Below are 20463 nucleotides of genomic sequence, written 5' to 3' on the forward strand. Positions count from 1 at the left end.
ATCTCGATCATCAACCGCCCGAATGCAAACCGGGCCCCAAGGAGTAGGAACATGTCTTCTGACTTTCACATCAAGCTCGACGGCGTCAAGGGCGAGTCGTCCCACAAGGACCACAAGGACGAGATCGAGATCTCGTCGTGGACCTGGAACGTGAGCAACGCGTCGGGCGCAGGCTCCGGCGGCGGCTCGGGCAAGGGCAAGGCCACGCCGGGCGAGTTCCACTTCACGCACACCTACGACAAGGCTTCCCCGGTGCTGGCCAAGAACTGCGTGAGCGGCAAGCATTTCAAGGACATGGTGCTGACCTGCCGCAAGGCGGGCGAAGGCCAGCAGGAGTACCTGAAGGTCACGCTCAAGGAAGTCTTCATCGCCATGGTGGGCCCCGGCGGCGCACAGGGCGGCGACGTGCAGGAACAGGTGTCGTGCTCGTTCAAGGACATCGAGTTCGCCTACAAGGCCCAGGACGACAAGGGCGCGGGCGGCGGCGAAGTCAAGTTCGGCTGGAACGTCGCAACCACCGAGACTCGCTGACGGACGACGGACCCGCAGGGCACGGCATCGGGCGCGCCAGTGCCCGATGCGGTTTCCACGCGTCCTCACCGGAGCAATGCAATGGCATTCAGCACCCCACTCATCGGCCGCAGCGGCGCGCTGCTCACCACCTACAACATCGACTGGTCGGCCGGCCGGATCGGTTCCAACACACGTGAAGACGTGATGCTGGTGCAGGCGCTGTTCAAGATCTTCTACTACGAGCTGCTCGGCTTCAACCACGACATGGACCCGCCTCCGGGCCAGACCGAGGTGATTGCCGTGGACGGCTACTACGGGCCGGTCACGCAGAAGCACATCACGCACTTCCAGACGCAGGTGATCGCGCGCGGACAAAAAGTACTGCCGGACGGCATCTTCGATCCGTTCCGGGAGCCCGGCTCGTCCAGCACGATCAGCAAGACCCGCTACGCGCTCGACCTGCTCAACAACGGCTGCGCCAACTGCTGCAAGGAACAGGGGATCGACAACTACACCAACCTGCCCAACCGCGAGGACATGCCGGCGCTGCTGCGCAACGCCCTGAAGCGGGTGAAGAAGACGGCGAGCAAGTACGCCTACTCCTAGGTCGCACTCCAAAAAATCGACAAAGGCCCGAAGCGATTGTCCGGATGGACGAAAGCTTCGGGCTTTTTTTTCTTTCCCGCTACGGAAGGAAAGGATCAGGAATCGGCCTGCGCGACGTTCTCCGGCAGCAGCCGCGTCACATCGTCGCCCTCGTCCCCGATCACCCACAGCGTGAGCGCCGTGTAGTTGTCGTGGCCCTGCTTGGCATTGGCCCTCACCTTCGCGTCGATCAGCTCGGTCCACTGGCTGGGTGTGCGCGAGGCATGCAGCGTGTCGATCAGGCACTCGTCGCCCAGCGGCTCCCACACGCCGTCGCTGCACAGCAGCAGCACGTCGCCGGGCAACAGCCGCATGCGGTCGGACACCGCGATGTCCGGCGCCTCTTCGATCGACCCCAGCGCGGACAGCAGCATGTTGCGCTGCGGATGCAGGCGCGCGCCTTCTTCGTCGAGCATGCCGCCGGCCACCATCTGCTGCACCAGGCTGTGGTCAGTGGTTCGCGCCACGATGGCGCCGCCGCGAAACAGGTAGGCCCGGCTGTCGCCGCTGTGCACCCAGGCGAGCGCCTCGCTCTCCAGGTCGATGGCCGCAAACACGATGGTCGAGCGCATGCCCGCGAGCTTGCCACCTTCCGCCTGGCGCGCCACCACGTCGCGGTTGGCCTGTTCGACCAGCGCGCGCAGGCTCGCCTGGTCCAGGCTCGGCGCGGCCGAGAAGCCGCCCAGCGCGCTGCTGCGCACCGTGGCCGCCGCCACGTCGCCGCCGCCGTGCCCGCCGGCGCCATCGGCCACCAGGCAGGCGACATAGCGCTCGTCATGCCAGTGGCCGTGCACGTCCTCGTTGTAGCTGCGGCCGCCCTGTCTGGACAGCGTGACGATTTCGATTTCCAAGCGGATGCCTCGCGTTTGCTGGTGCTGTTGCAGTTGTGCTTGAGGGCGACGTTCAGGCGTCGGACTTCAGGCGCGCCATCTGTTCTTCGTAGGCCTCGAGAAAGGCCTTGCCGAAGAGGTTGTGGAAATCGTCCTCGGCCTCGCTCGCGATGCCGCCGTACAGCGCCACGAACTGGTCCCAGAGCTTGGCCTTGCGGTTGGCGCTGAACAGCGCGTCGAGCGCCGACTTTGCGCTGATCTTCTTCTCGAGCTCGTCGGGTTCGAAGCGCGCAATGACATGCGCCAGCGCCGCGCGCATGCCCACCATCACGCCGAACTGGTGCGCACGCAGGTCGTTGAAGGCATCCCGCATGGCCGCCTCGGGCGGCATGAAGCCGCGCACACCCGGGCCCAGCAGGTGAGCCAGCGCAACGTCGGCGGTGGGCGAAAACTTGAGTGGGTTGTTGGCCTGCGACGCGATCATCGTGACCTCGGCGCGTACCTCGCGCTTGAACTCCTGGCGCGTGAGCAGCAGTTGCAGCGTGCCCTCGGTGGCGCTGCGAAGAATGGTGCCGATGCGCTCCATCAGGCCCGGCGTGAGCATCTCGGGCGCCTGGTGCGTGCTGCCGAGGCCCCGCAGGAAGGCGGCGAGCAGCTCGTCGTCGGAAGCGGTGCGCTGCAATGCGGGTGCCGCCTTGGCGACCGGCGCCGGCATGGGCTGCGGCTGTGGTTGCACCGATTGCGGCCGAGGCGCCGGAGGTGGCGGGGGCGGCGCCGGCATCCCGGGCGGTTCGGCCGGTCCGCCCGCAGAAACCTCCGGCCCGCTGATGCGGATCGGCTGGCCCGTGATGTCGTCGAACTGCGGCAGCTGCGGCCGCGGCGCATCGATCGCCTTCGGCGGGGTGAAGCCGAACTGATCGATGGGCAAATGGTCGGCGCGCGGTACCGGCGTGGCCGGCGCGGCACGCTGCAGCGCCGCCAGCGGATCGGCATCGGACGCCGTGTTGGGCTGCAGCAGCGGGTCCGCCAACGGCGACAGCGAGAGCGGATCGCCGCCGATGCCACCTCCACCGCCCATGCCGCCGAACAGCTCGTCGATGCCTGCGGCCTTGCCGCTCGCGGGCGGGGCGCCCAGGTCGGAAAAGTCGTCGAGCGCGCCAAGTCCGGCTGCGGGCGCCGAAGAAGCCTCAGGTCCCAGCAGATTGGCGAACGGGTCGATCTGCGCGGCTTGGGCATTGCGCGATCCGTTCTGCATCGGGTCGGCAAACAACAACGAATCCGCGGACTCCGCAGCCGCGGGCGGCGATGCCCTGGCCGCAGCGGCCGGTGCCGCCGGCGGTGCAAGGCCCGCCAGCAGGTCGGCAAAAGGATCGTCGCTCGATGCCGCTGCCGCCGACGCGGGCACGGGCGCTTTCATCACCGTGTTGGGCACGGCCAGCGAAGGCGCAGCCGCGCCGGCCATTGCACGCACACGCAACTCGAAGCTGCCCACCACGAGCTGCGTGCCGTCGGTCAGCGGCGCTTCCTTGCCCGACCCGAGCGGCACGCCGTTGCACTGCATCGGATTGCTGCCCCGGTCGATCACGAAATACTGGCCGTCGCGGCACAGCACCTGCGCATGCACGCGCGACACCGTGCGGTCCGGATCGTCGAGCACCAGCGTGTTGGTGTCCGCACGTCCGATGGTGCCCCCGTTGGGGCCGAAATCGGCGGCAATGGCCTGCCCCGCCGGGGCGCCTTGCCGGGTGATGACAGCGATATGAATCATGAATCGGCCCCCGGGGCTGCGCCCGAACACGACTCGCGCATGCACGAGCCCAAAAACTCAGAAGGAGTATTCATTCCGGGGGGCCGCTTGGCAATCTCGCCTTAAGAGGTATGCCTTTATTGCAGTGGCGTTTCACGCCACGCTTTCGAGCCAGCGCCGCTGCCGCCAGGCGGGCGCGCTGGTGGCGAACAACGGCGCGCGCGGCTCCTGCAGGCACAGGTGCAGCGCGGCCGCCACGCGCTGCCGCCGGAAGCCTTCGCGCAGCACGTTCGTGCAACCTTCAACGGAAACCGGCTGCCCCATGAAGAGCCGCACCCCGGGTGCAAAGCGCGCGCCGTTCTTCCCCCACCATGCGCGAACCTTGTCGATGTCCGGCCAGGGCAAGGCAATGTCTTCGGGGAGCTCGACGTTCTCGTCGTCGGGGTCGTCGGTCGGGCCGTCTTCGAAGCCATCGGGCGGCATGGTTTCCATCTGCTCCAGGTCGAAATCCACGCCGGTGATGGTGACGAACGCTTCGGCCGCAATGCGCGCCGTGGCCGGCTGCGCCATCTGCTCGATCAGCCAGGGCACGTAGCGCGCGTCGCCGATGAAGCCCGAACCGAGGATGCGCAAGCGCTGCACTTCGGGCAACGCGCCGCTGTCGAGCAGCAGCGCGTGGCCCGGTACCACATCCACGGCCTGCAGCGCCAGCTGGAAGGCGCGCGGCTGGCGCGGCCCGCTCTTCAGCGCAAAAGCCGCGAGCGCATCGAGCGCCTGCGCCCGGTCGCCCAGCAGCACTGCCGCCCATGCGGCCCAGAAGCGCAGCTCTGGCTTGACCTCGCCGAGCAGCGCCTGCGCCTGCGGCAACAGGTCGGCTCGGCCCAACTCGCCGGCCGCCCGCAGCGCGCGGATGCGCACGCTGTCGGGCGCATCCACGAGCAGTTGCCCGAGCAACGCCCCCGGATCGCGCCGATGCAGCGCACAAGCCGCAACGCCGAGCTTTTGCCGCAGCGGCGAAGCGTCTTCGAGCAAAGTCTTCACGCGCCCGCCGAGACGATCCGGCTCCGTCCAGCCGATGGCGGAGATCAAGCCAGGCACGACCTCGGGCAAGTCCTTGGCGCGCTCGACCAGATCGTCAAAGCGACCATCGACTGCTTCGATGGCGAGCACTGCGGCGACGAAGAAATCTTCCGGGCCTTCGTTGTCCGTCAATGCGAGCGCATGCTGCCAGCCATCCTCGCCGGCAACGCGCAGGCCATCGACGTGGGCGGCGAGGCGTTCGTCAAGGTCGGCGAATTGCTGGGGCGAATAGTTGGGCGCGTGGACCGCGCTCGCGCGCTGGAGCCAGAGGAAGGAGGCTTCGTCGGCGTGCTCGGCGACGATGGAAGGCAGCGTTTCGGCGTCCACGGGCAAACTCCTACTCGAAATGCAACCGCACGATGGGCAGCTTCTCGTGCCAGGCGCAGCAGAGATTGACGATGAGATCCCATGCCTCGGCGTCGGCTTTGTCCCAGATCCATTCGTGATAGTGGATCGTGCGCGGATCGTTGAACATGGCCTGCGCGCCGCTGACTTCCACCGCCTCGTCGGGATCGTTGGGATAGGCAAGCGTCAACGCGTCCCACAGCGCAAGGGTTTCGAGCAGGCCTTGCCGGGCTTCGGGCGGCACCGGCTGTGCGAATTCGATCTCCACCAACAATGCGTAGTTGCCGCCCATGTCCTGCGGAAACTCGACTTCGAATGGTGGCTCCTCCGGAGCGGCCGGGCGCACGCCCGTCTCGCGGAGCAGGTCAAGCTCGCGCTGACCCAGCACGGCACGCGCCGCGTGGAAAAGGACTTCGTGTTGACGGCAGTCCGCCAGCATGCCACCCAATACATCCAGGGCCGTGACAGGGAGATCCTCGACCTGCAGCTGCGCCTGCACCGACATGCCGACGGCTCGGAGCTCGACCGGCGCCGAGGAAAGCCGCCTTCCCGGGAAGAAGAACCCCGCGTCCACCGCATCGAGAAAGACGCGAATGCGGCGCTCCAAAAGCCCGATCGATCCTTCGGGGCCGTGCTCCAGCGCGGCCTGAAGCAGAACCCGGCCGCTGTAGCGCTCAGATGAAGAAACGTCGAAGCCAGTCATGCGCGCGCTCCTCGGGCATGCCCTTGATGAATATCTGATCCAGAGCCTCGTCGGGCGCCACCACTGGCGCGACAAGCTTGCCCACGGCGCCATAGATCGGCACGGTGTCCTGCCGGTTCACGTCGCCGATCTGCGGCGCATCGCCGGCGCGCAAGATCACGCCGGTCTTGCCCAGCGCAAGCGCCGACACCCCCGCAGGCGCACTTCGCTCGAGGGCGGTCAGACCGCCCAGCGCCGCCGCCGTTTCGGCCCCCAGAAAGGTAAGCCAATTGACGGCCGCGACACCATGCTGCGCGCCATTCGACATGCGCAAAGCGTCGCCGTAGCCCAGGCCCGGATACCGCAGCATCAGCGGGACCGACCATTGGAGAACTTCCCGATCCACCAACGAATCCGCGTCTTCCCACAGCAAAGAGTAGCCGGCGTATCCACTGCTGAGGGGGAATTCGGCGAGCGCATCCTGGGCCAGCGCGATCACCTCATCGGGTTGGTCGCCCCACTCGACGGGTAGTGCCATTCGCAGCACAAAGCGCGGCGGATCCAAAGGCCCCGCCAACGACATCCGTATTGCGGGTGACTGGATCAGGCCGGCTTTCTTGCCCGAATGCGCTCGGTGGCTCAGTAGTTTGGTTGCGAGCACGTCCGGGTCGGAGAACCAATGACTCGGTCCCTCGATCGCCTTGGCATCGTTGGCGCGGAAGCGCTTCATGTCGCCAGTGCGATAGAAACGCTGCTGATTGCCAAAGGCGTCCATGTAGGCGCGCAGAAATCGCGCCAGGCCCGCTCCAATGTTCTCAGGCACGCCGTAGGCAAAGGCAACGATCTCGACGCAGGGCGTCGCCACGCTTTCGCCATCGTCCGTCAGGGTGAACAGGGCCTCATCCATAAGTTTTTCCTTTCAGGTACACAGGCAGTCGGCGCCTTTGGCATCCTTTGCCCCTTTTTTCCTGACCTTCATCTCCGTCAGCTTCTTGTCCGTGGCCGGGTTGGTTTTTCGCAGCATGTCCTGATTGTCCGTAGGCGAGTCGTTGGGAAACTTCACCTCGACGATACGGTCTACATCGGCGAGCGTCAGCGCTTTTTTTCCAACGGCTTTCGCTGCATCGACCAGCAGGATGTCCCACCTGGCATACCCCAAGCCACTGTTGACATCCATGCCATGTTTGCCGATGAGTTTCCCACTCTTCAAATCCTGCGAAACCTCCGTGAGCAGGCCTGGTTTGCTGCCACGCGGCTTGGGATCAACGATGTTGCGCATACGGCGCTGGTATTGGTCGGTCGACGCCTTCCCTGGCGGTAGTTTGGCGTCAGCCGCCTCCTTGTCCTTCAGGGCCTGGCACGCGGCTTCGCACAACTCTTTTGCCATGGCGTCCCCCAGGGCATCGATCAGCGGCTGCTGCGCCTCCCCGCCCAGGTTCGCCGCGTTCTTCGAGTTATGGAACATCTTGTCCGTGAGCCGGGCCGCGTTCTTCCCGTCCATCTTCACGTCGAAGGAGTAGAGGATCCAGGTCGCCTCCTTCATGAAAGTGCTGGACTTCACGCCTCCCGCCACGCCTGCGTTGTCGCCGTTGGAAATGGCGAACTTCGAGCCCTTGTTCGCGGCCATCGCCTTGTCGCCCTTGACGGTGCTGGTGCCGCTCGACAGCGTGATCGAGTTGGCGATGTTCGGGTAGGGGACCGGCACGGGCCCGCCGGGGCTCGGCGTCTTGCACACGTCGGGAATGGTCGCGGTGCTGATGCCGATGCTGAACTTGTGCACCAGCGTGAGACTGGTGCCGTTGACCCGGATGGTGACTGGCACGGCTCAGCCTCCCGCCGGTTCAGCGCAGCGCACCAGCACCGCCCCGCGTTCGCCCGACTCTGAACTGCCCCACACCATCGACAACGGACCGTTGGCGTAGCGCTTGCGACATGCAATGACAGCCAACGCAACGTTCAGCAGCGAGCCCGCCGCACCCACGTCGCCCCAGCAATCGGCCGGCGCGACAAAGTCCGACGCTGCACGAAAGCGCTCCCCGGTGCGCAGCGTGGCAAAGCCGAACTCGTCGGCGCGGTAGGGCTCGCCGTTGAGATCGCAGTACACGTTGTGCACCTGCTCGCCAGGCGCCAAGCCCTGCAGCGCCGCACGGAAGGCCTGTGTCAGGCCCTCGCCGACGCACACCTCGCCGGTCTTGATGAGCCTGGACTCCATGCCGATGCCGACGGACACCAACTCAGCCAGCGGCGCGATGCCGCACAACTGCGCCAGTCGCGGCGTGCCAAGCAGCACCGCGCCAGCAGCCTCGCCGGGGATGAAGCCCCAAGCGTTGTTGAGCGGGCCGCCGCCGTGGAGTTGATCGCAGGCTTCAACCCATTCGAGGGTCTCGGGTGCAAGGTACGAGTCGATGCCCGCCACCACGCACGCATCGAAGGCATCACGCGCGCAGCCAGCCTCGGCGGCTGCCATGGCCATGTGGCCTGCCGCGTGGCCGACCTCGAAGCGGGCGATGCGGACGAACCGGTTTCCCATGCGTTCCCGGATGGCCACCAGCAGGTCATCGGCCAATGCGTCAGGCTGCCCAGGGCGCGGGGGCGGCAGCCCCAGTGCAAGGCCGATGCGCAGAGACAGGTTTCCAGCAAGCTCCGTCAACGGAGCCAGCGCCTCCTCGATGGCCGGCAGCAGCAGCGCGCCCAGCCGTGCGCTACCGTCGAGCCCCACGTCGAGCCAGGGTGCCCGCGCAATACGCATCGGCTCACCGGCCGTGTCGACCATGTACGGATGCTCGGAGAAGCCGCACACGCCGGCGCGTGCCGCCGCAGCGCTGGCCCATACGTTGCGCCCTATTGGCGTGCTGGCGCCAAGCCCGACGATCTGCAACGCGTTGCCGGCCATCCTCAGGCCTCCACCGCCTGCTCGGACGCCGTCTCGCCCAGGCGCAGCAGCCGTTTCTCGACGATGCGCGTCTTCAGCAGCTTGTGAACCTTGGGGTGGCACGGCAGCGCGCTGTGCCAGACCAGCGAAACACGCATCGCCGCTGGCTCGAGGATGACCGTGTGCAGTTGCGGCCGCTCATGCAGCACCTGCGTGCCGTCGGAGAAAAAGGTTTCGAGGCCGAGCAGCACGCGCGGCAGCGTCAATCGGATCTCGGGCTGCGGCGCCAGATGCACCATCAACACCGGCTCGTCGCCCACCAGAAACTGCGGCGCCTGCTGATCCCCGGGCGCGCACTGGTAGTGCCGATCATCAAAGTCCACCGGCAGCAACGGCAACCGATCCCGCTGCCACGCTTCGTCATACGTCCCCGCAAACCCCGCGCGCGGCTGCCAGTGGTTGCACAGCGGCCCGAAGCCCGCGGGCTCAGGCCTGTCGCTGCACGCCCGAACGCACTGGTCCGGGTACTCGATGTTCGGCAGCCGCACGCCTTCGGCATGCGCAGCCTCCGTCACAAAGCCGGTGCCCACGGGGTTGCGCACGTCGAACTGCGGCAATGGTGCATCGCGCGTCCACGGGTCCACGCCGCCATACGCGCGCTCCCACACCAACGGCATGACGCTGAAAGGCTCGGGCTCCGACGGCGCACCGCCGAGCCAGACGCGGTCGCCGGTCACGCGCAGGCGCTTGGCGATGGGGCCGATGCGCAGGCCCACGTCGAGCTGCGTCACGGGCACGCCGCCTGGCGCATGCGCGTGGCCGATCAGCACGACATCGGTGGTCAACTTGGTGCGCACCAGGTCCATCTCGTAGAGCAGGCTCGGCTGGGGCGCGGCCTCGTCCACGAAGACGGGCGCCTGCGCAACGGGCGGTTGCTCGGCCGCGACGCTGGTCTCGCCATCGGGCGAAATGTCGAAGCTGCACTTCACCGCCACGAGCCAGATCTCCGCGCCATCGCGGTCGCGCACCCAAGTGCGTTCGGCGGCGTAGGGCGTACGGTTGTCCAGCTGCCACATGGCGCATGCCTTTTCAGTTGATGCCCACGTAGGCACCCTTCACGCGGTTGACGCCGCGCGAGCGCGAGAGCACGTAGTTGCCGTTGATCAGCACCTTGCCCGCGCGCGTGAGCACGATGCTGGCGTCGCCGCAGCGCAGCTCGATGCGCTCGCGCGCCTGCAGCACCACGCGCTCGCCGTCGACGCTGGCGTCCACGCACGCAGCATCGGCCGCCGGTGGTACTTCGGTGTGCAGCGGCTGCACGCGCCCGACGATGACCGGGTGCCGCACCTCGCCCTTCTCGAAGGCGACGACAACGGCCGCGCCGACTTCGCCGGGTGCAAGGCCGACAGTCGAGAGCGCCTGCACCGGCGCCATGCCCTCGCCCAGCGTGACGAGAAAGCGCCCCTCGGCATCGAAGCCGGCAAAGGCGGCCACCGCCACGCCCTGGCCCGACAGCTTCGACCAGGCGGCCACGCTGTGCAGCAGGCTGCGCGCGCTCTGGAGATCGGTGTGGTCTTCCACGGCTCAGTCCTCCCCCAGGTTGGAGCCCTTGATCTTGATCGAGCCCCCGGCCTTGAACGATGCTGTGCCGTCGGCCTTGATGGTGATCTTGGCGCCCTTGATGGTGATGCCGCTGGCGTTCATGACGATCTTGCTGCCGCCCGCCTTGAGCATGATGGTGGGCGCCTCGACCATGCAGATGGCACCGGCCTTGATCTTGATCGGCCCCTTCGATGTCTCGGAGATCACCGCGGCCGAGAGCTTGTGCGGACCACCCACGGTGATGGACTGCAGCGCACCCACGCTCACCTTTTGCAGGCCGCCCACGCTCACGATCTGCGCTCCGCCCACTGTCACGGCCTGCACACCACCCACGTTGATGGCCTCGCCCGCGCCCACGCTGTGCATGCGCCCCGCCCCTACCGTGTGCATCTCGGCCACCGAAATGGTGGTGGTCTGCACGCCGTTCACGGTATGGCTGCGCCCGCCGTTGATGGTCACGGTCTCGCCGCCGTTCACGGTTTCGGTCCGGTGGCCGCCGATGGTGATGGTTTCGGTGCCACCCACCGACTCTTCGCGGTTCGCGCCGACTGAAATCGTCTGGTTGGCCCCGATGCTCTGGGTCTGGTTGCTGCCCACGGTTTCCGAGTCGTCGACATCCACCGCGTCGGTGCGGTTGTTATGCACGGTGGTGGTCTGGTCGTGCTCCACCGTGGTGTTCATGTCGTACTGGCCGTGGATGGTCACCTTCTCCTTGCCCGCGGTGTCGTCCATCGACAGCTCGTTGTAGCCCTTGCCCTTGTGCGTGTTCGACTTGATGCCGCTCACCACGGCGCCGGCCGGAAGGCCGAAGGGCGCCATCGATTCGCCGTTGTAGAAGCGCCCGACGATGATGGGCTGGTCGGGGTCGCCGTCCAGAAAGTCGACCACCACTTCCTGCCCGATGCGCGGAATGCTGACCGCGCCCCAGCCCTTGCCAGCCCAGGGATGCGACACGCGCACCCAGCATGAGCTGTTCTCGTCGTTCTTGCCGTAGCGATCCCAGTGAAACTGCACCTTCACGCGGCCGTGCTCTTCGGTCCATATCTGCTCGCCGCTGCGGCCCGTGACAATGGCGCTCTGGGGCCCGGGCATGGTGACGCGCGGTGTGAGGCGCGGCGGCCGCCACGGGGTGTTCAGCGGAACCACAGTCAGCAAAAAGCTGCTGCTCGCCCGCTGGCCGCCGCGCAGTGCCGGCGTCTCTGCAATCAGGTCGCCCACCAGTTCGCGCAGCCCGGTGTTGACGGGGTCGTCGGCCAGCGCGTCGTGCAGCACGGCGTCTATGGGGCGCGGGTTCTCGGCAACATCGGCGCCTTCGTAGCCCGGGTGGCTGGCAACGAAGGTGCAGGCCGCAATCAGGTAGTCGCCGTCGTGCTTGCCCTCGGGGTCGCCCTTGAACGCAAAGCTGCGCCCGGCAGTCACGTCTGGCCAGCCGGTCAGTGCCCAGTGGCGCTGCCGGCGGGCGATGAGCTCGTCCAGCCGCAGTTGCGCCAGGTTGTCGGTGTCGTCGCCCGAGGCATAGCCGCCCGGAAACTCGAACACCTCCAGGTCCGACAGCTCGTGCGTGTCGGGGTCGCCCTTGTCCGCAAACAGCTGCTTGCTGATGACCTTGAAGTCCCGGTCGCGCGATGCGAACTTGCCCGATTCGAACTGCCGCGAGCTGATCCACCGCGTGATCTCGTTGGCACGCGCTTCCGATGCGTCGCGCTCCACGTGGTGCAGCGTGTCGGCGGCGGGAAGCTTCTCGTGGGCCAGCGTGCTGGTGTCCGACAGGTGCAGCGTGCCGGGGGCGTCATGCGCGTCGAACCAGTAATAGATGCCCTCTTCTTCCAGCAGGCGCGACAGGAACTGGTAGTCGCTCTCGCGGTATTGCACGCAGTAGCCATGGGGCGCATGGGGGCCGACCACGCCGGCCGACTTGATCTTCTTCAGGCTCCCGACCGGGCTGTCGTCCAGCACGGCGTCGATCACATCCAGCACCGGCTTGTTCTGCAGGATGCGCGCATTGACGCGCTTGCTCAGCAGCCAGAACCACGAGCGCAGGCTGATGCGGTATTCGATGAAACGCCCGCTGCGCCCGGCGCGCGTGAAGCGCACGGCGTGCCCCTGGCAATGCCGCTTGTGCGTGCCGCCGTCGGCATCTTCGAACTCGATTGCCACATCGAAAGCGCGGCCCAGCACGTCCGCGGGATCGATGCTTTCGTTGTCGGTCAGCACGGTGAGTTCATAGGCCGACGGGCGCGCAAGCACCTCATGGCCCACGATGCGCCAGAACATGAGCTTGTCGACGATGGGCGAGTCGCCCTGGATGCTGAACGTGTGATCGGCCATGCTTCCATCCCTTTTTACGTTCCCCCTCCCGAACCTCGCCGCCGTTCTTCCGGCGGGCCGTGCGCCTAGGGCGCCAGCAGAAGCACCAGCGCCTGGCTCGGCACGAGCCGCACTCCGGGGCAGTTGGTGCTGTTTTGCAGCGACACGCTGGTCATGCGCGTGGCCGGCATGCCGTTGAGCAGCACGGTGAACGCGCCGGTCACGTGCCGCGACGGCCCCATGACCGTGCCCGAGGCCACGCCCATGTTCACGCCCGAGTTGTCGCCGTTGGTCATGGGAATGGTGGTTCCCAGGTTGTGCGCGGGCATGCACATGAAAAGAATCGTCGGGCAGTTCGGAATGGCCATCGGCCCCATGGCAATGTTGGGGTACGGAATGGGCACCGGCCCCGCGGGCGTGGGCGTGAGGCACACGTCGGGAAAGCCCATGTCGGTGCCCATCATCTGGCAGTTGGCGAACATGTCGGACTCCTACCCGAAGTGGATCTGCGCGCCCCGCGCCTTGACCAGCTGCTCGCCCTCGACGAGCGTGTGCTCGCCGTGGATCTGCAACAGCTGGCGCGCCTGCAGCTCCATGTGCCCGGCCTGGGTGCGGTCCAGGCCGTCGGTGCTGCGCATGTATTGCTTGCTGTGGTGGTGCACGCGGTCGAACAGCGTCGACAGCGCGGCCCCAATTGCCTTGACCGTGCCGCCCACCAGGTTCAGGCGCTCGCCCACTGCGTCGGCTTGCTCGCAACTCAGGCGCACCTGCGGCGCGGCCATGTGCAGCACTTCCCGTGCGTTGGCGCTGATGGTGGGCGCGCTCAGTTCGAGCTTGCCCTGGCTTTGCAGCACCACGTCCTGCGCGCCGTTGCGCTCGAGCACCGCCATCACCCAGCATTGCCGCTGTTCATCCAGCAGCCCCGCGACGATATCGCCCGCCTGCACAGCCACCAGGCAGCTGAAAGCCTGGCGGGCGCTGATCTCCTGCACGCCCTCTCCATTCAGGCGCAGGCGCAGCCCCTGCACGGACCCGGGCTCTGAAAGCACGGTGGCTCGATGCCATCCGGCTTGCGCAGGCACAGGCGCGCCGGCTTGCTTGCTCGGCTTGTGAGGTGCCTTGGTGCGGCGTTCGGTAACAGTGGCGGTCATGATGGCCTCATGGATGGATGACGTTGTCGCTCGGTGCTTCAGGCGGCTGCCCACTGCTCGGCGCGTGCCAGGTCGGAGTCGGTGCCGAGCGCGCGACTTCTGTCGGTGGCTTGCACGTCTTGCAGCTGCGCGCGATGAAAGACGGCGCGGAACAACTCGGCATCGCGCAGGTCGGCGCCTTGCAGGTCGGCATGCCGGAAATCGGCATAGGTGCAATCGGCGCCTGCGAACACCGCACGCGCCAGCTTGGCCTGCGCAAAGTGGCACTGGTGCAGCTGCGCGGCGCCGAAGTGGGCACCCGGCAGCGCAGCCTCGGTAAAAAGTGCCTGGCCCAACTGCGCCTTGGTGAAGCGCGCCCCCTCGCCCTTGGTGGCGCAGAAGATGGCTTGCGGCGCCTGCGCGTTGCTGAAGTCGCAGCCGTTCAAGGTGCTGCCCTGGAAGTTGCATTGCCGCAGCTTCGCACCTGCAAAACTGCTACCGCTCAGGTCTGCGTCGGCAAACTGGCATGACTCGTAGTTGCCGCCGTCGAAGCGCATGTTCTGCAGGCTCAATTTCGAGAACACCACGCGAGTCATCGGCGCGCCCACCCAGGTCATCAGGCTGAGGTCGCAGCCGGTCACCACCGTGTGCATCCAATGGGAGTGGTCGGCGTTGACGTCGATCAGCTTCGATTGCGAGAAAACCGCGGACTCGAGGTTCGCGCCTTGCATGCTGGCATGGTCGAGCGCGCAAGCATGAAACCTCGCCATGGTCATCGATGCCTCGCCGAACTGCGCATGCGTGAGGTCGCATTCGTTGAAGGTGGTGGTGTGCAGATTGGCACTGCGAAAGTCCGCGTGGTCGAGCTTGCAGCGGTTGAACACCGCATGGCGCAGGTTGGCGCCTGCGAACAGCGCACCGCCCATGTCGCACTGGTCGAAAACTGCCTCCCGCACATCGGCCTCGCGCAGGTCGGCGCCGCCCCAGCGGCACTGCGTGAAGATGCCGCCGCCCAGGAAGGTCTTGGCGTAGTGGCCGCCGCTGAAGTCCTGCCCCTCGAAGGCCTCGCCAAGGCCGGCGCCCAGCGAAAGGAGTTCGGCGCTTACCTTCATGCCGTATCTCCTGTGGAACTGCCCGCTGAACGGCTCGCTGCATCGCGCGCCGCGGCCAAGGCCTGCTGCTCGGCGTTCAGGCGCGGCCAGGTGCGGCTGCGCGTGAGCAACGCGCCGTCGAACTGCGTGTCGCCGCTCAGCGCCACCCGCGTGAGGTCGGTGCCGAAGAGGTTGGCGCGCCGCAGGTCCGCGCCGATCAGGTTGGCGTAGCTGAAGACCGCGTCGTGAAAATTGGCGCCGGCCAGCCGTGCGCGGCTGAAGCGCGTCTTGCGAAAAAGCGCACCCTTGGCCGAGGCCAGCCGCAGGTCGGCACCTTGCAGGTCGGCCATGCCCAGGTTGGCGCCGTCGAGCAGCGCCTTGGGCGCGCGAAGGCCGATGGCACTGCATTCGCCGAGGTTCGCGTTCGACAGGTCGGCGCCGCTCGCGTCCAGCCCGTCGAGCACGGTGTTCTTCACGAACACCGCTCCCTTGGCACGGGCGGCAACCATGCGTGCGCCCTGCAGCTGACAGGTAACGAAGGTGGTCGACTGCAGCAGCGCGCCGGAAAGGTCCACGCCGCGCAGATCGCACTCGATGAAATTGGCACCGCTGAGGTCGGCCTCGCGCAGGTCGAGCCCCTGCAACGCGAGCTTGTAGAAGACGTTTCCTGCAAGCTGGGCGCCGCTCCAGTCGGCAACGCCCCACTCTGTTTCGAGCAGGTTGGCGCCGGCCAGGTTGGTGCGCCGCATCTGCGTGCCGGCAAGCGGCGTGCGCATCAGCATGGCGCCGCCCAGGTTGGAGCGGTCGAACACAGCGCCTGCGAGCTGCGCGCGGCCCAGGTTGGCGCCGGTGAAGTCGGCCTCGATGGCCATGCAGCCCTGCATGTCGGCATGCGCGAGTACCGCGCCGGCAAACTTGCAGCCCGATATGTTGGCCTTGCGAAGGTTCGCGCTCTCCAGCCACGCGCCCGAAAAATCGAAGCCGTGCAGGTCGAGGCCCGACAGGTCGACGCCGGTGAGATCGATCCACGGCAGCGTGCGGTGGCCTTGCCCGGCCAGCCATTGCACCTCTTGCCGGCGCCGGGCCCCCTCCTCTCCCTGGAGCGCGAAGGCCGGCGGCTGCATGTGGGCCGATTGCAAATAGCCCAGCCGCTCGGCGCCTTGGCGATCGCGCAGCTTTTCCAGCAACTGGGGTTCGGGCATCGGCAGCTTGCCGAACTGGGCCTTGAGCTCGGCCAGGTGCTTCTCGGCGGTGTAGAGCGGCGGGCCGCGGTGCGCCAGTTCGGCCATGCGTTTTCTTTCTTCACCGCCCAACGCGAGCAGCTTCTCCAGCTGCGCCAGCATGTCTTCGGCGGCGGCGATCTGCTGCACCTCGGCTTCCTTCTGGCTGGCCTTGATGTAGGCGGGCAGCTCGGCCAGGGTCGGCGGCTTCTCGCGCACCGGCGGCTTCAGGCCCAGCGCATCCGGGTCTTTGCCGAAGGCGACGGCCTTCTCGCGCGCAAGGGCCACGTCGATCTCCGCGCGCCGGAACTGCGCATCGGCCTGGAGGCCGTCCATCTTGTAGATCTCGGCGGTCTTCTCGAACCCGGGGTCGATGGTGTCGATGTCCTCCGGCACCAGGTCGGCATCGTTCAGGCTTTCGATGCCGCCTTGCACCGGGTCTGTGCGCCGGGCCAGCACGTCGGCATAGTGGGCGTCGCCGCGCGGCTGGCCCAGACGCTCGACGGCAGTCATCAAATGATCGATGTCGCTGCCGTCATACTCCGCCACTTCGGCCAGGCCGTGCCAGATCAGCAGCATGCGCTCCACTTCAGGAAAGAACCACACGGTGGTGAGCCGCATCGGCACTTCCTTGAACTTGTGCGACTCCCCGCCTGGCGCCACCTGCTCGGGCGGCAGCCGGTAGTTGGCGAACACGCGCGCCCGCAGGCCCGGCAGGTGGCCCTGCAGCAGCGGCTTGGTCGGGTGCAGGTTCTCGAGCGTAAAGGCCTCGTCGCCTCGCAGCGGGGCGTCCAGCCACTGGTCCCGTGGCGCCATGTTGAAGTGCCGCCAGTCCACGTCAGGAGGAAAACCCGGCGCATGCTGCTTGTGGTAGTTCTCGTCGTAGGTGCCGCGCAATGCGGCGCGCTGCGGATGCATCATGTCGAGCGCACCGAATCCCGCGGGCTGCACCACGTCGCCCGGTGCGGTGATGCGCGAACCGGCCAGCTCCAGCGGCGGCAGCCAATGCACGCCGCCGACCGTTGCGGCGCCCATGCCCAGCGGGTTGTCGGCCACCGCAGGGCCGCCGTATGCATTGGCCCAGTCGAGCGGCACCGGCTGATAGACCTCCGACTGCACCACGCGCGCGCCGTCCCAGTAGCGCGGCGAAAAGGCCATGACGGCCTTGCCGGCATTGCCGAGCCGCACGCGCGCAACAGCCCCGTGCGAACCGGCTTCGCCCGCATGCACGCGGCCGACCACCAGGTATTCGGGCGTGAGCTTGGCAATGCCCTCGTCGACCAGCGGCATCGCCATGAGTTCGGAGATGCAGTTCCACATCGATTGCTCGCGCAGCAGGCCGCCGCCTTCCGGCGACATCGGTGCGAAGAGCATGGTGCTCACGCACAGCCCGGCCTTGGACCGGTACTCGATCGGCCGAAAGCTCAACGCGGCGACATGGGGCTTGAGTATCTGCATGAAGAACGGGTGATGTCGTGCGCGCGGCTGTGCGGAGCGGCGCTCAATCGGCAGACGCTGGCGGCGTGGGCAGCCCCTTGGAGGCGGCCGGCTGGGGCGCTTCGGTGGGCATCTTCGACGAGCCTGCGGCAATCTTCGATCCATCGCCCACAACGGCATCGGGCGGCGCGCCCAGCCGCTTGTCGTCCGTGTATTGCGCGGCCTTGTCGGCCGGTGCCGAATGCAGGCGAATGTTGTCGGGGTTGGCCCAGCCGTTGTCCCTGCGGGCTTCGGCAATGCCCTTGGCAGTGGCCAGGCGCGACGCCATGCCGTGCAGCCCGAGGGCTTTGGCCTGCGTCGCGGCTTCCTGCAACGCAGCGGCCGCATCCGTGTACTGCTGGTTGGTGGCCTTGATGTCGGTGTACGCAGCCGCAATCGAATACGCAACCGCGCCGACTGCAGCGCCGATGGACGCGCCCATGGCAAATGCCCCCCCGGCTCCCGCGCCCGCGCCGCCGCCGGGCATGATGACCTTGGCCGCGCGCTGCTCCACATCGACAGGCGAGATGCTCAGGTCCACGCCTGCAAAGCCGAGCTTGAGCGCCGCCGCCGTCTCCATTTGCAGCGCCAGGCACGAAGCCATGCTCAGGCCCATCATCGTGTCGATCGAAAGTCCCATGAAGGTCGAGCGCGCCATGCCCATGTTGGCTTCGCTGTTGACGCCGATATAGCCGCTGGAGTTGGGCCCCAGCACGGTGGTGTTGGAGCCGTTCGACGTGGCGTTGATGTTGCCCACGGCGAACATCTCGAGGTTCGAATTCGACACCGCCTTGATCGAGTTGGCGAAGATGCTGTGCGCGCCGACGCTCGCGTCCACGCGGTCCGCGTTGGTCGCCAGCTTCAGCTCGCCCACTGAACTTATTGCGATGTTCGCGCCCGAGGTCAGCGCAACCGCGCCCACCGAATTGACCGTCATCGATGCCGAGGTCTGCGAGAACGCGCCTACGGTGGTCAGCGTGTAGGTGCTGTTGGTGTGCGAAGTGACGGCGCCGTTCACCACCGTGTCCTGCTTTCCCTTGGTGCCGACGGTCTGGTTGCCCAGCGTGGTGGTGAAGGTGTCGGCGTCGAACTTGTTGGTCTGCGCCTGAACCACGTGGTTCATCTGCGTCTTCATGACCGTGTGCTCTTCCTTGCCCTTCACCATGATCGTGCGGTGGCGATCGACGGTCAGACTCTGGTCGCGCATAACGTGGCCGGAATCGTCGTTCTCCACCGTGGTCGCCATGTTCTTTTCGGCGTGGATGTTGAGGAGCTCGTGCCCCTTCTTGTCCTCGAACATGATCTCGTTGTAGTTCGCGGGGCCACCGCCCGGCGTGGAGCGCGTCTTGAAGCCGCTCTGCGTGGGCGACTTGTACGGAATGGGCTGGTCGTCGTTGTAGACGCGGCCGGTAATGACGGGCCGGTCCGGGTCGCCGTTCATGAACTCGACGATCACCTCCTGCCCGATGCGCGGCGTGAAGTAGCCGCCCCAGCCTTTGCCGGCCCAGGGTTGCGAGCAGCGTATCCAGCAGGTGGCCTTGCCGTCTCCGTCGTTGTAGCGGTCCCAATGGAAGTGGACCATCACGCGGCCCTCGTCGACGTGGAGCTCTTCGCCTTCGGGACCGCACACGATGGCGCTCTGCGGACCCGGCATCGTCACGCGCGGCGTCAGCCGGGGCGGGCGGAACGTGCGCTCGACCGGCAACGCGGTAATCAGGAAGGCGCTGGCACCCCGCGCCCCGGTTCGCAGCGACGGTTGCCGCTCCAGGAGCTCCGTGAAGGCCGCCATCACGTCGGCATTGACGGCGTCGTCGAGGATCGCCTCCGACAGCAGCGCCGCGGCCGATTGCGACTCTGCGTCGTCACTGGCGCCTTCGTAGCCCCGATGGCTGGCCACGAACACGCAGCCGCCGATGACGTACTCGCCGTCGCGCAGGCCGCCCCGGTCGCCCTCGAAGTCGAAGCTTCGCCCTGCCGCAACGTCGGGCCAGGAGGTAAGGCCCCAGTGCCGCTCGCGGCGCCCGTCGAACTCCTCCAGGTGCACCTTGACCGCGGCGTCCACCTCTTCTCCGGTGAAATAGTTGCCCGGGTATTCGAACACCTCGAGGTCCGAGAGTTCGTGCTTTTCCTGCACGTCGACGTCCACGCTCAGCGGCTTCTTGATCGCCTTGTAGTCGACGTCGCGCGAGGCGTACTTGCCGCTGTCGAAGCGGCGCACATCGATCCATTCGCTGATTTCGTTGAAGCGCGCCTCGCTCACGTCCGGGGATGCAAAGCGCAGCTTGGCCTCTGCTGCAAGCTTCTCGTGGGCAATGCCGCTCGCGTCGGACAGGTGCATCGTGCCGGGCGCATCGTGGGCATCGAACCAGTAGTAGATGCCTTCGGCCTCCAGGAGGCGCGAGAGATAGTTGTAGTCGCTCTCCTGGAACTGCACGCAATAGCGGCGGGCCGGATGCGTGCCCACCACGTTGTCGGTGCGCGTCTTCTTGAAGCGCTTGATCGGGCTGTCCTCGAACACTGCATCCAGGATTCCGAGCACCGGCTTGTCCTGAAGGATGCGCGAGTTGGTGCGCTTGGTCAGCAGCCAGAACCACGAACGCAGCCGTATCTGGTAGCGAAAGTAGCGCCCCAACTGCTGCCCACGGGTAAAGCGCACCGCATGTCCCTGGCAATGGCGCTCGTGCGTGGCCCCGTCGGCATCGGAGAAATCGATCACCACGTCGAAGGCATGGCCGAGGATGTCCTTGGCGTCGATGAAGGCATTCTCCGAAAGCACCGTGAGCTCGTAGGTCGAGGCCCTTGCCAGCGCCTCGTGGCCGGCGATGGACCAGAACATGAGGTCGTCCTTGGCGGGCGACTCGCTCTCGATGCGGAAATCATGCGACATGTGTTGTGTTCTCTTCAGGCGTGGCGTCGGGCGCTG

17 protein-coding genes are annotated in these 20463 nt (G+C 66.8%); 2 read left to right on the forward strand and 15 right to left on the reverse strand.

Annotation, left to right across the window (positions count from 1 at the left end):
- The first annotated feature begins 51 nt into the window (after positions 1-51).
- Complete coding sequence (locus V9L20_RS24505; RefSeq protein WP_028258624.1) at positions 52-531, forward strand: Hcp family type VI secretion system effector; 480 nt, start codon at positions 52-54, stop codon at positions 529-531.
- A gap of 81 nt (positions 532-612) precedes the next feature.
- Positions 613-1119 carry a peptidoglycan-binding domain-containing protein gene (locus V9L20_RS24510; RefSeq protein ID WP_337298569.1) on the forward strand — a complete coding sequence of 169 codons (507 nt, stop codon included), beginning with the start codon at positions 613-615 and terminating at the stop codon, positions 1117-1119.
- A 95-nt stretch (positions 1120-1214) separates the two neighbouring features.
- Here the strand turns inward: V9L20_RS24510 and V9L20_RS24515 are convergent, their stop codons facing one another.
- The 15 genes from V9L20_RS24515 to V9L20_RS24585 all read right to left on the reverse strand — a co-directional run bounded on the left by V9L20_RS24515 (position 1215) and on the right by V9L20_RS24585 (position 20427).
- The gene (locus V9L20_RS24515; protein WP_258503803.1) at positions 1215-2009 is read right to left on the reverse strand and encodes a PP2C family protein-serine/threonine phosphatase; all 795 of its coding nucleotides are present in this window, start codon (positions 2007-2009) and stop codon (positions 1215-1217) included.
- 52 nt (positions 2010-2061) lie between these two features.
- A complete protein-coding gene (tagH, locus tag V9L20_RS24520) occupies positions 2062-3756 on the reverse strand; it encodes a type VI secretion system-associated FHA domain protein TagH (RefSeq protein ID WP_337298570.1) in 1695 nt (564 codons plus the stop codon).
- A 132-nt stretch (positions 3757-3888) separates the two neighbouring features.
- Positions 3889-5142, reverse strand: a complete 1254-nt coding sequence (locus V9L20_RS24525) for a TIGR02270 family protein (RefSeq protein ID WP_337298571.1) — start codon at positions 5140-5142, stop codon at positions 3889-3891.
- Positions 5143-5152: 10 nt separating this feature from the next.
- On the reverse strand, positions 5153-5863 hold the full coding sequence (locus tag V9L20_RS24530) for a hypothetical protein (protein WP_337298572.1): 711 nt from the start codon (positions 5861-5863) through the stop codon (positions 5153-5155).
- On the reverse strand, positions 5835-6749 hold the full coding sequence (locus tag V9L20_RS24535) for a type VI immunity family protein (protein ID WP_337298573.1): 915 nt from the start codon (positions 6747-6749) through the stop codon (positions 5835-5837). Before V9L20_RS24535 ends, V9L20_RS24530 begins: the two co-directional genes overlap by 29 nt.
- A 12-nt stretch (positions 6750-6761) precedes the next feature.
- Positions 6762-7664, reverse strand: a complete 903-nt coding sequence (locus V9L20_RS24540; protein WP_337298574.1) for a DUF4150 domain-containing protein — start codon at positions 7662-7664, stop codon at positions 6762-6764.
- 3 nt (positions 7665-7667) lie between these two features.
- Positions 7668-8735: a hypothetical protein gene (locus V9L20_RS24545; protein WP_337298575.1), complete on the reverse strand. Its 1068-nt coding sequence runs from the start codon at positions 8733-8735 to the stop codon at positions 7668-7670.
- Between the two features lie 2 nt (positions 8736-8737).
- Positions 8738-9790, reverse strand: a complete 1053-nt coding sequence (locus tag V9L20_RS24550) for a DUF2169 family type VI secretion system accessory protein (RefSeq protein ID WP_337298576.1) — start codon at positions 9788-9790, stop codon at positions 8738-8740.
- 13 nt (positions 9791-9803) lie between these two features.
- On the reverse strand, positions 9804-10295 hold the full coding sequence (locus tag V9L20_RS24555; RefSeq protein WP_337298577.1) for a DUF6484 domain-containing protein: 492 nt from the start codon (positions 10293-10295) through the stop codon (positions 9804-9806).
- A gap of 3 nt (positions 10296-10298) precedes the next feature.
- Positions 10299-12644 carry a type VI secretion system Vgr family protein gene (locus V9L20_RS24560; RefSeq protein WP_337298578.1) on the reverse strand — a complete coding sequence of 782 codons (2346 nt, stop codon included), beginning with the start codon at positions 12642-12644 and terminating at the stop codon, positions 10299-10301.
- A gap of 65 nt (positions 12645-12709) precedes the next feature.
- On the reverse strand, positions 12710-13105 hold the full coding sequence (locus tag V9L20_RS24565; RefSeq protein WP_157611791.1) for a DUF4150 domain-containing protein: 396 nt from the start codon (positions 13103-13105) through the stop codon (positions 12710-12712).
- Positions 13106-13114: 9 nt separating this feature from the next.
- Positions 13115-13774, reverse strand: coding sequence for a DUF3540 domain-containing protein (locus V9L20_RS24570; protein ID WP_337298579.1), 660 nt, complete (start codon positions 13772-13774; stop codon positions 13115-13117).
- Positions 13775-13812: 38 nt separating this feature from the next.
- Complete coding sequence (locus tag V9L20_RS24575) at positions 13813-14865, reverse strand: pentapeptide repeat-containing protein (protein WP_337298580.1); 1053 nt, start codon at positions 14863-14865, stop codon at positions 13813-13815.
- Entirely contained in the window at positions 14862-17522 is a 2661-nt protein-coding gene (locus tag V9L20_RS24580; protein WP_337298581.1) for a DUF2169 family type VI secretion system accessory protein, read from the reverse strand. The genes V9L20_RS24575 and V9L20_RS24580 overlap by 4 nt, the downstream gene beginning before the upstream one ends.
- Before the next feature lie 43 nt (positions 17523-17565).
- Complete coding sequence (locus tag V9L20_RS24585) at positions 17566-20427, reverse strand: type VI secretion system Vgr family protein (protein WP_337298582.1); 2862 nt, start codon at positions 20425-20427, stop codon at positions 17566-17568.
- Positions 20428-20463: the final 36 nt, after the last annotated feature.

Origin of the sequence: Variovorax sp. CCNWLW225 (genome assembly GCF_037204045.1) — a bacterium.
Lineage (GTDB): Bacteria > Pseudomonadota > Gammaproteobacteria > Burkholderiales > Burkholderiaceae_C > Variovorax.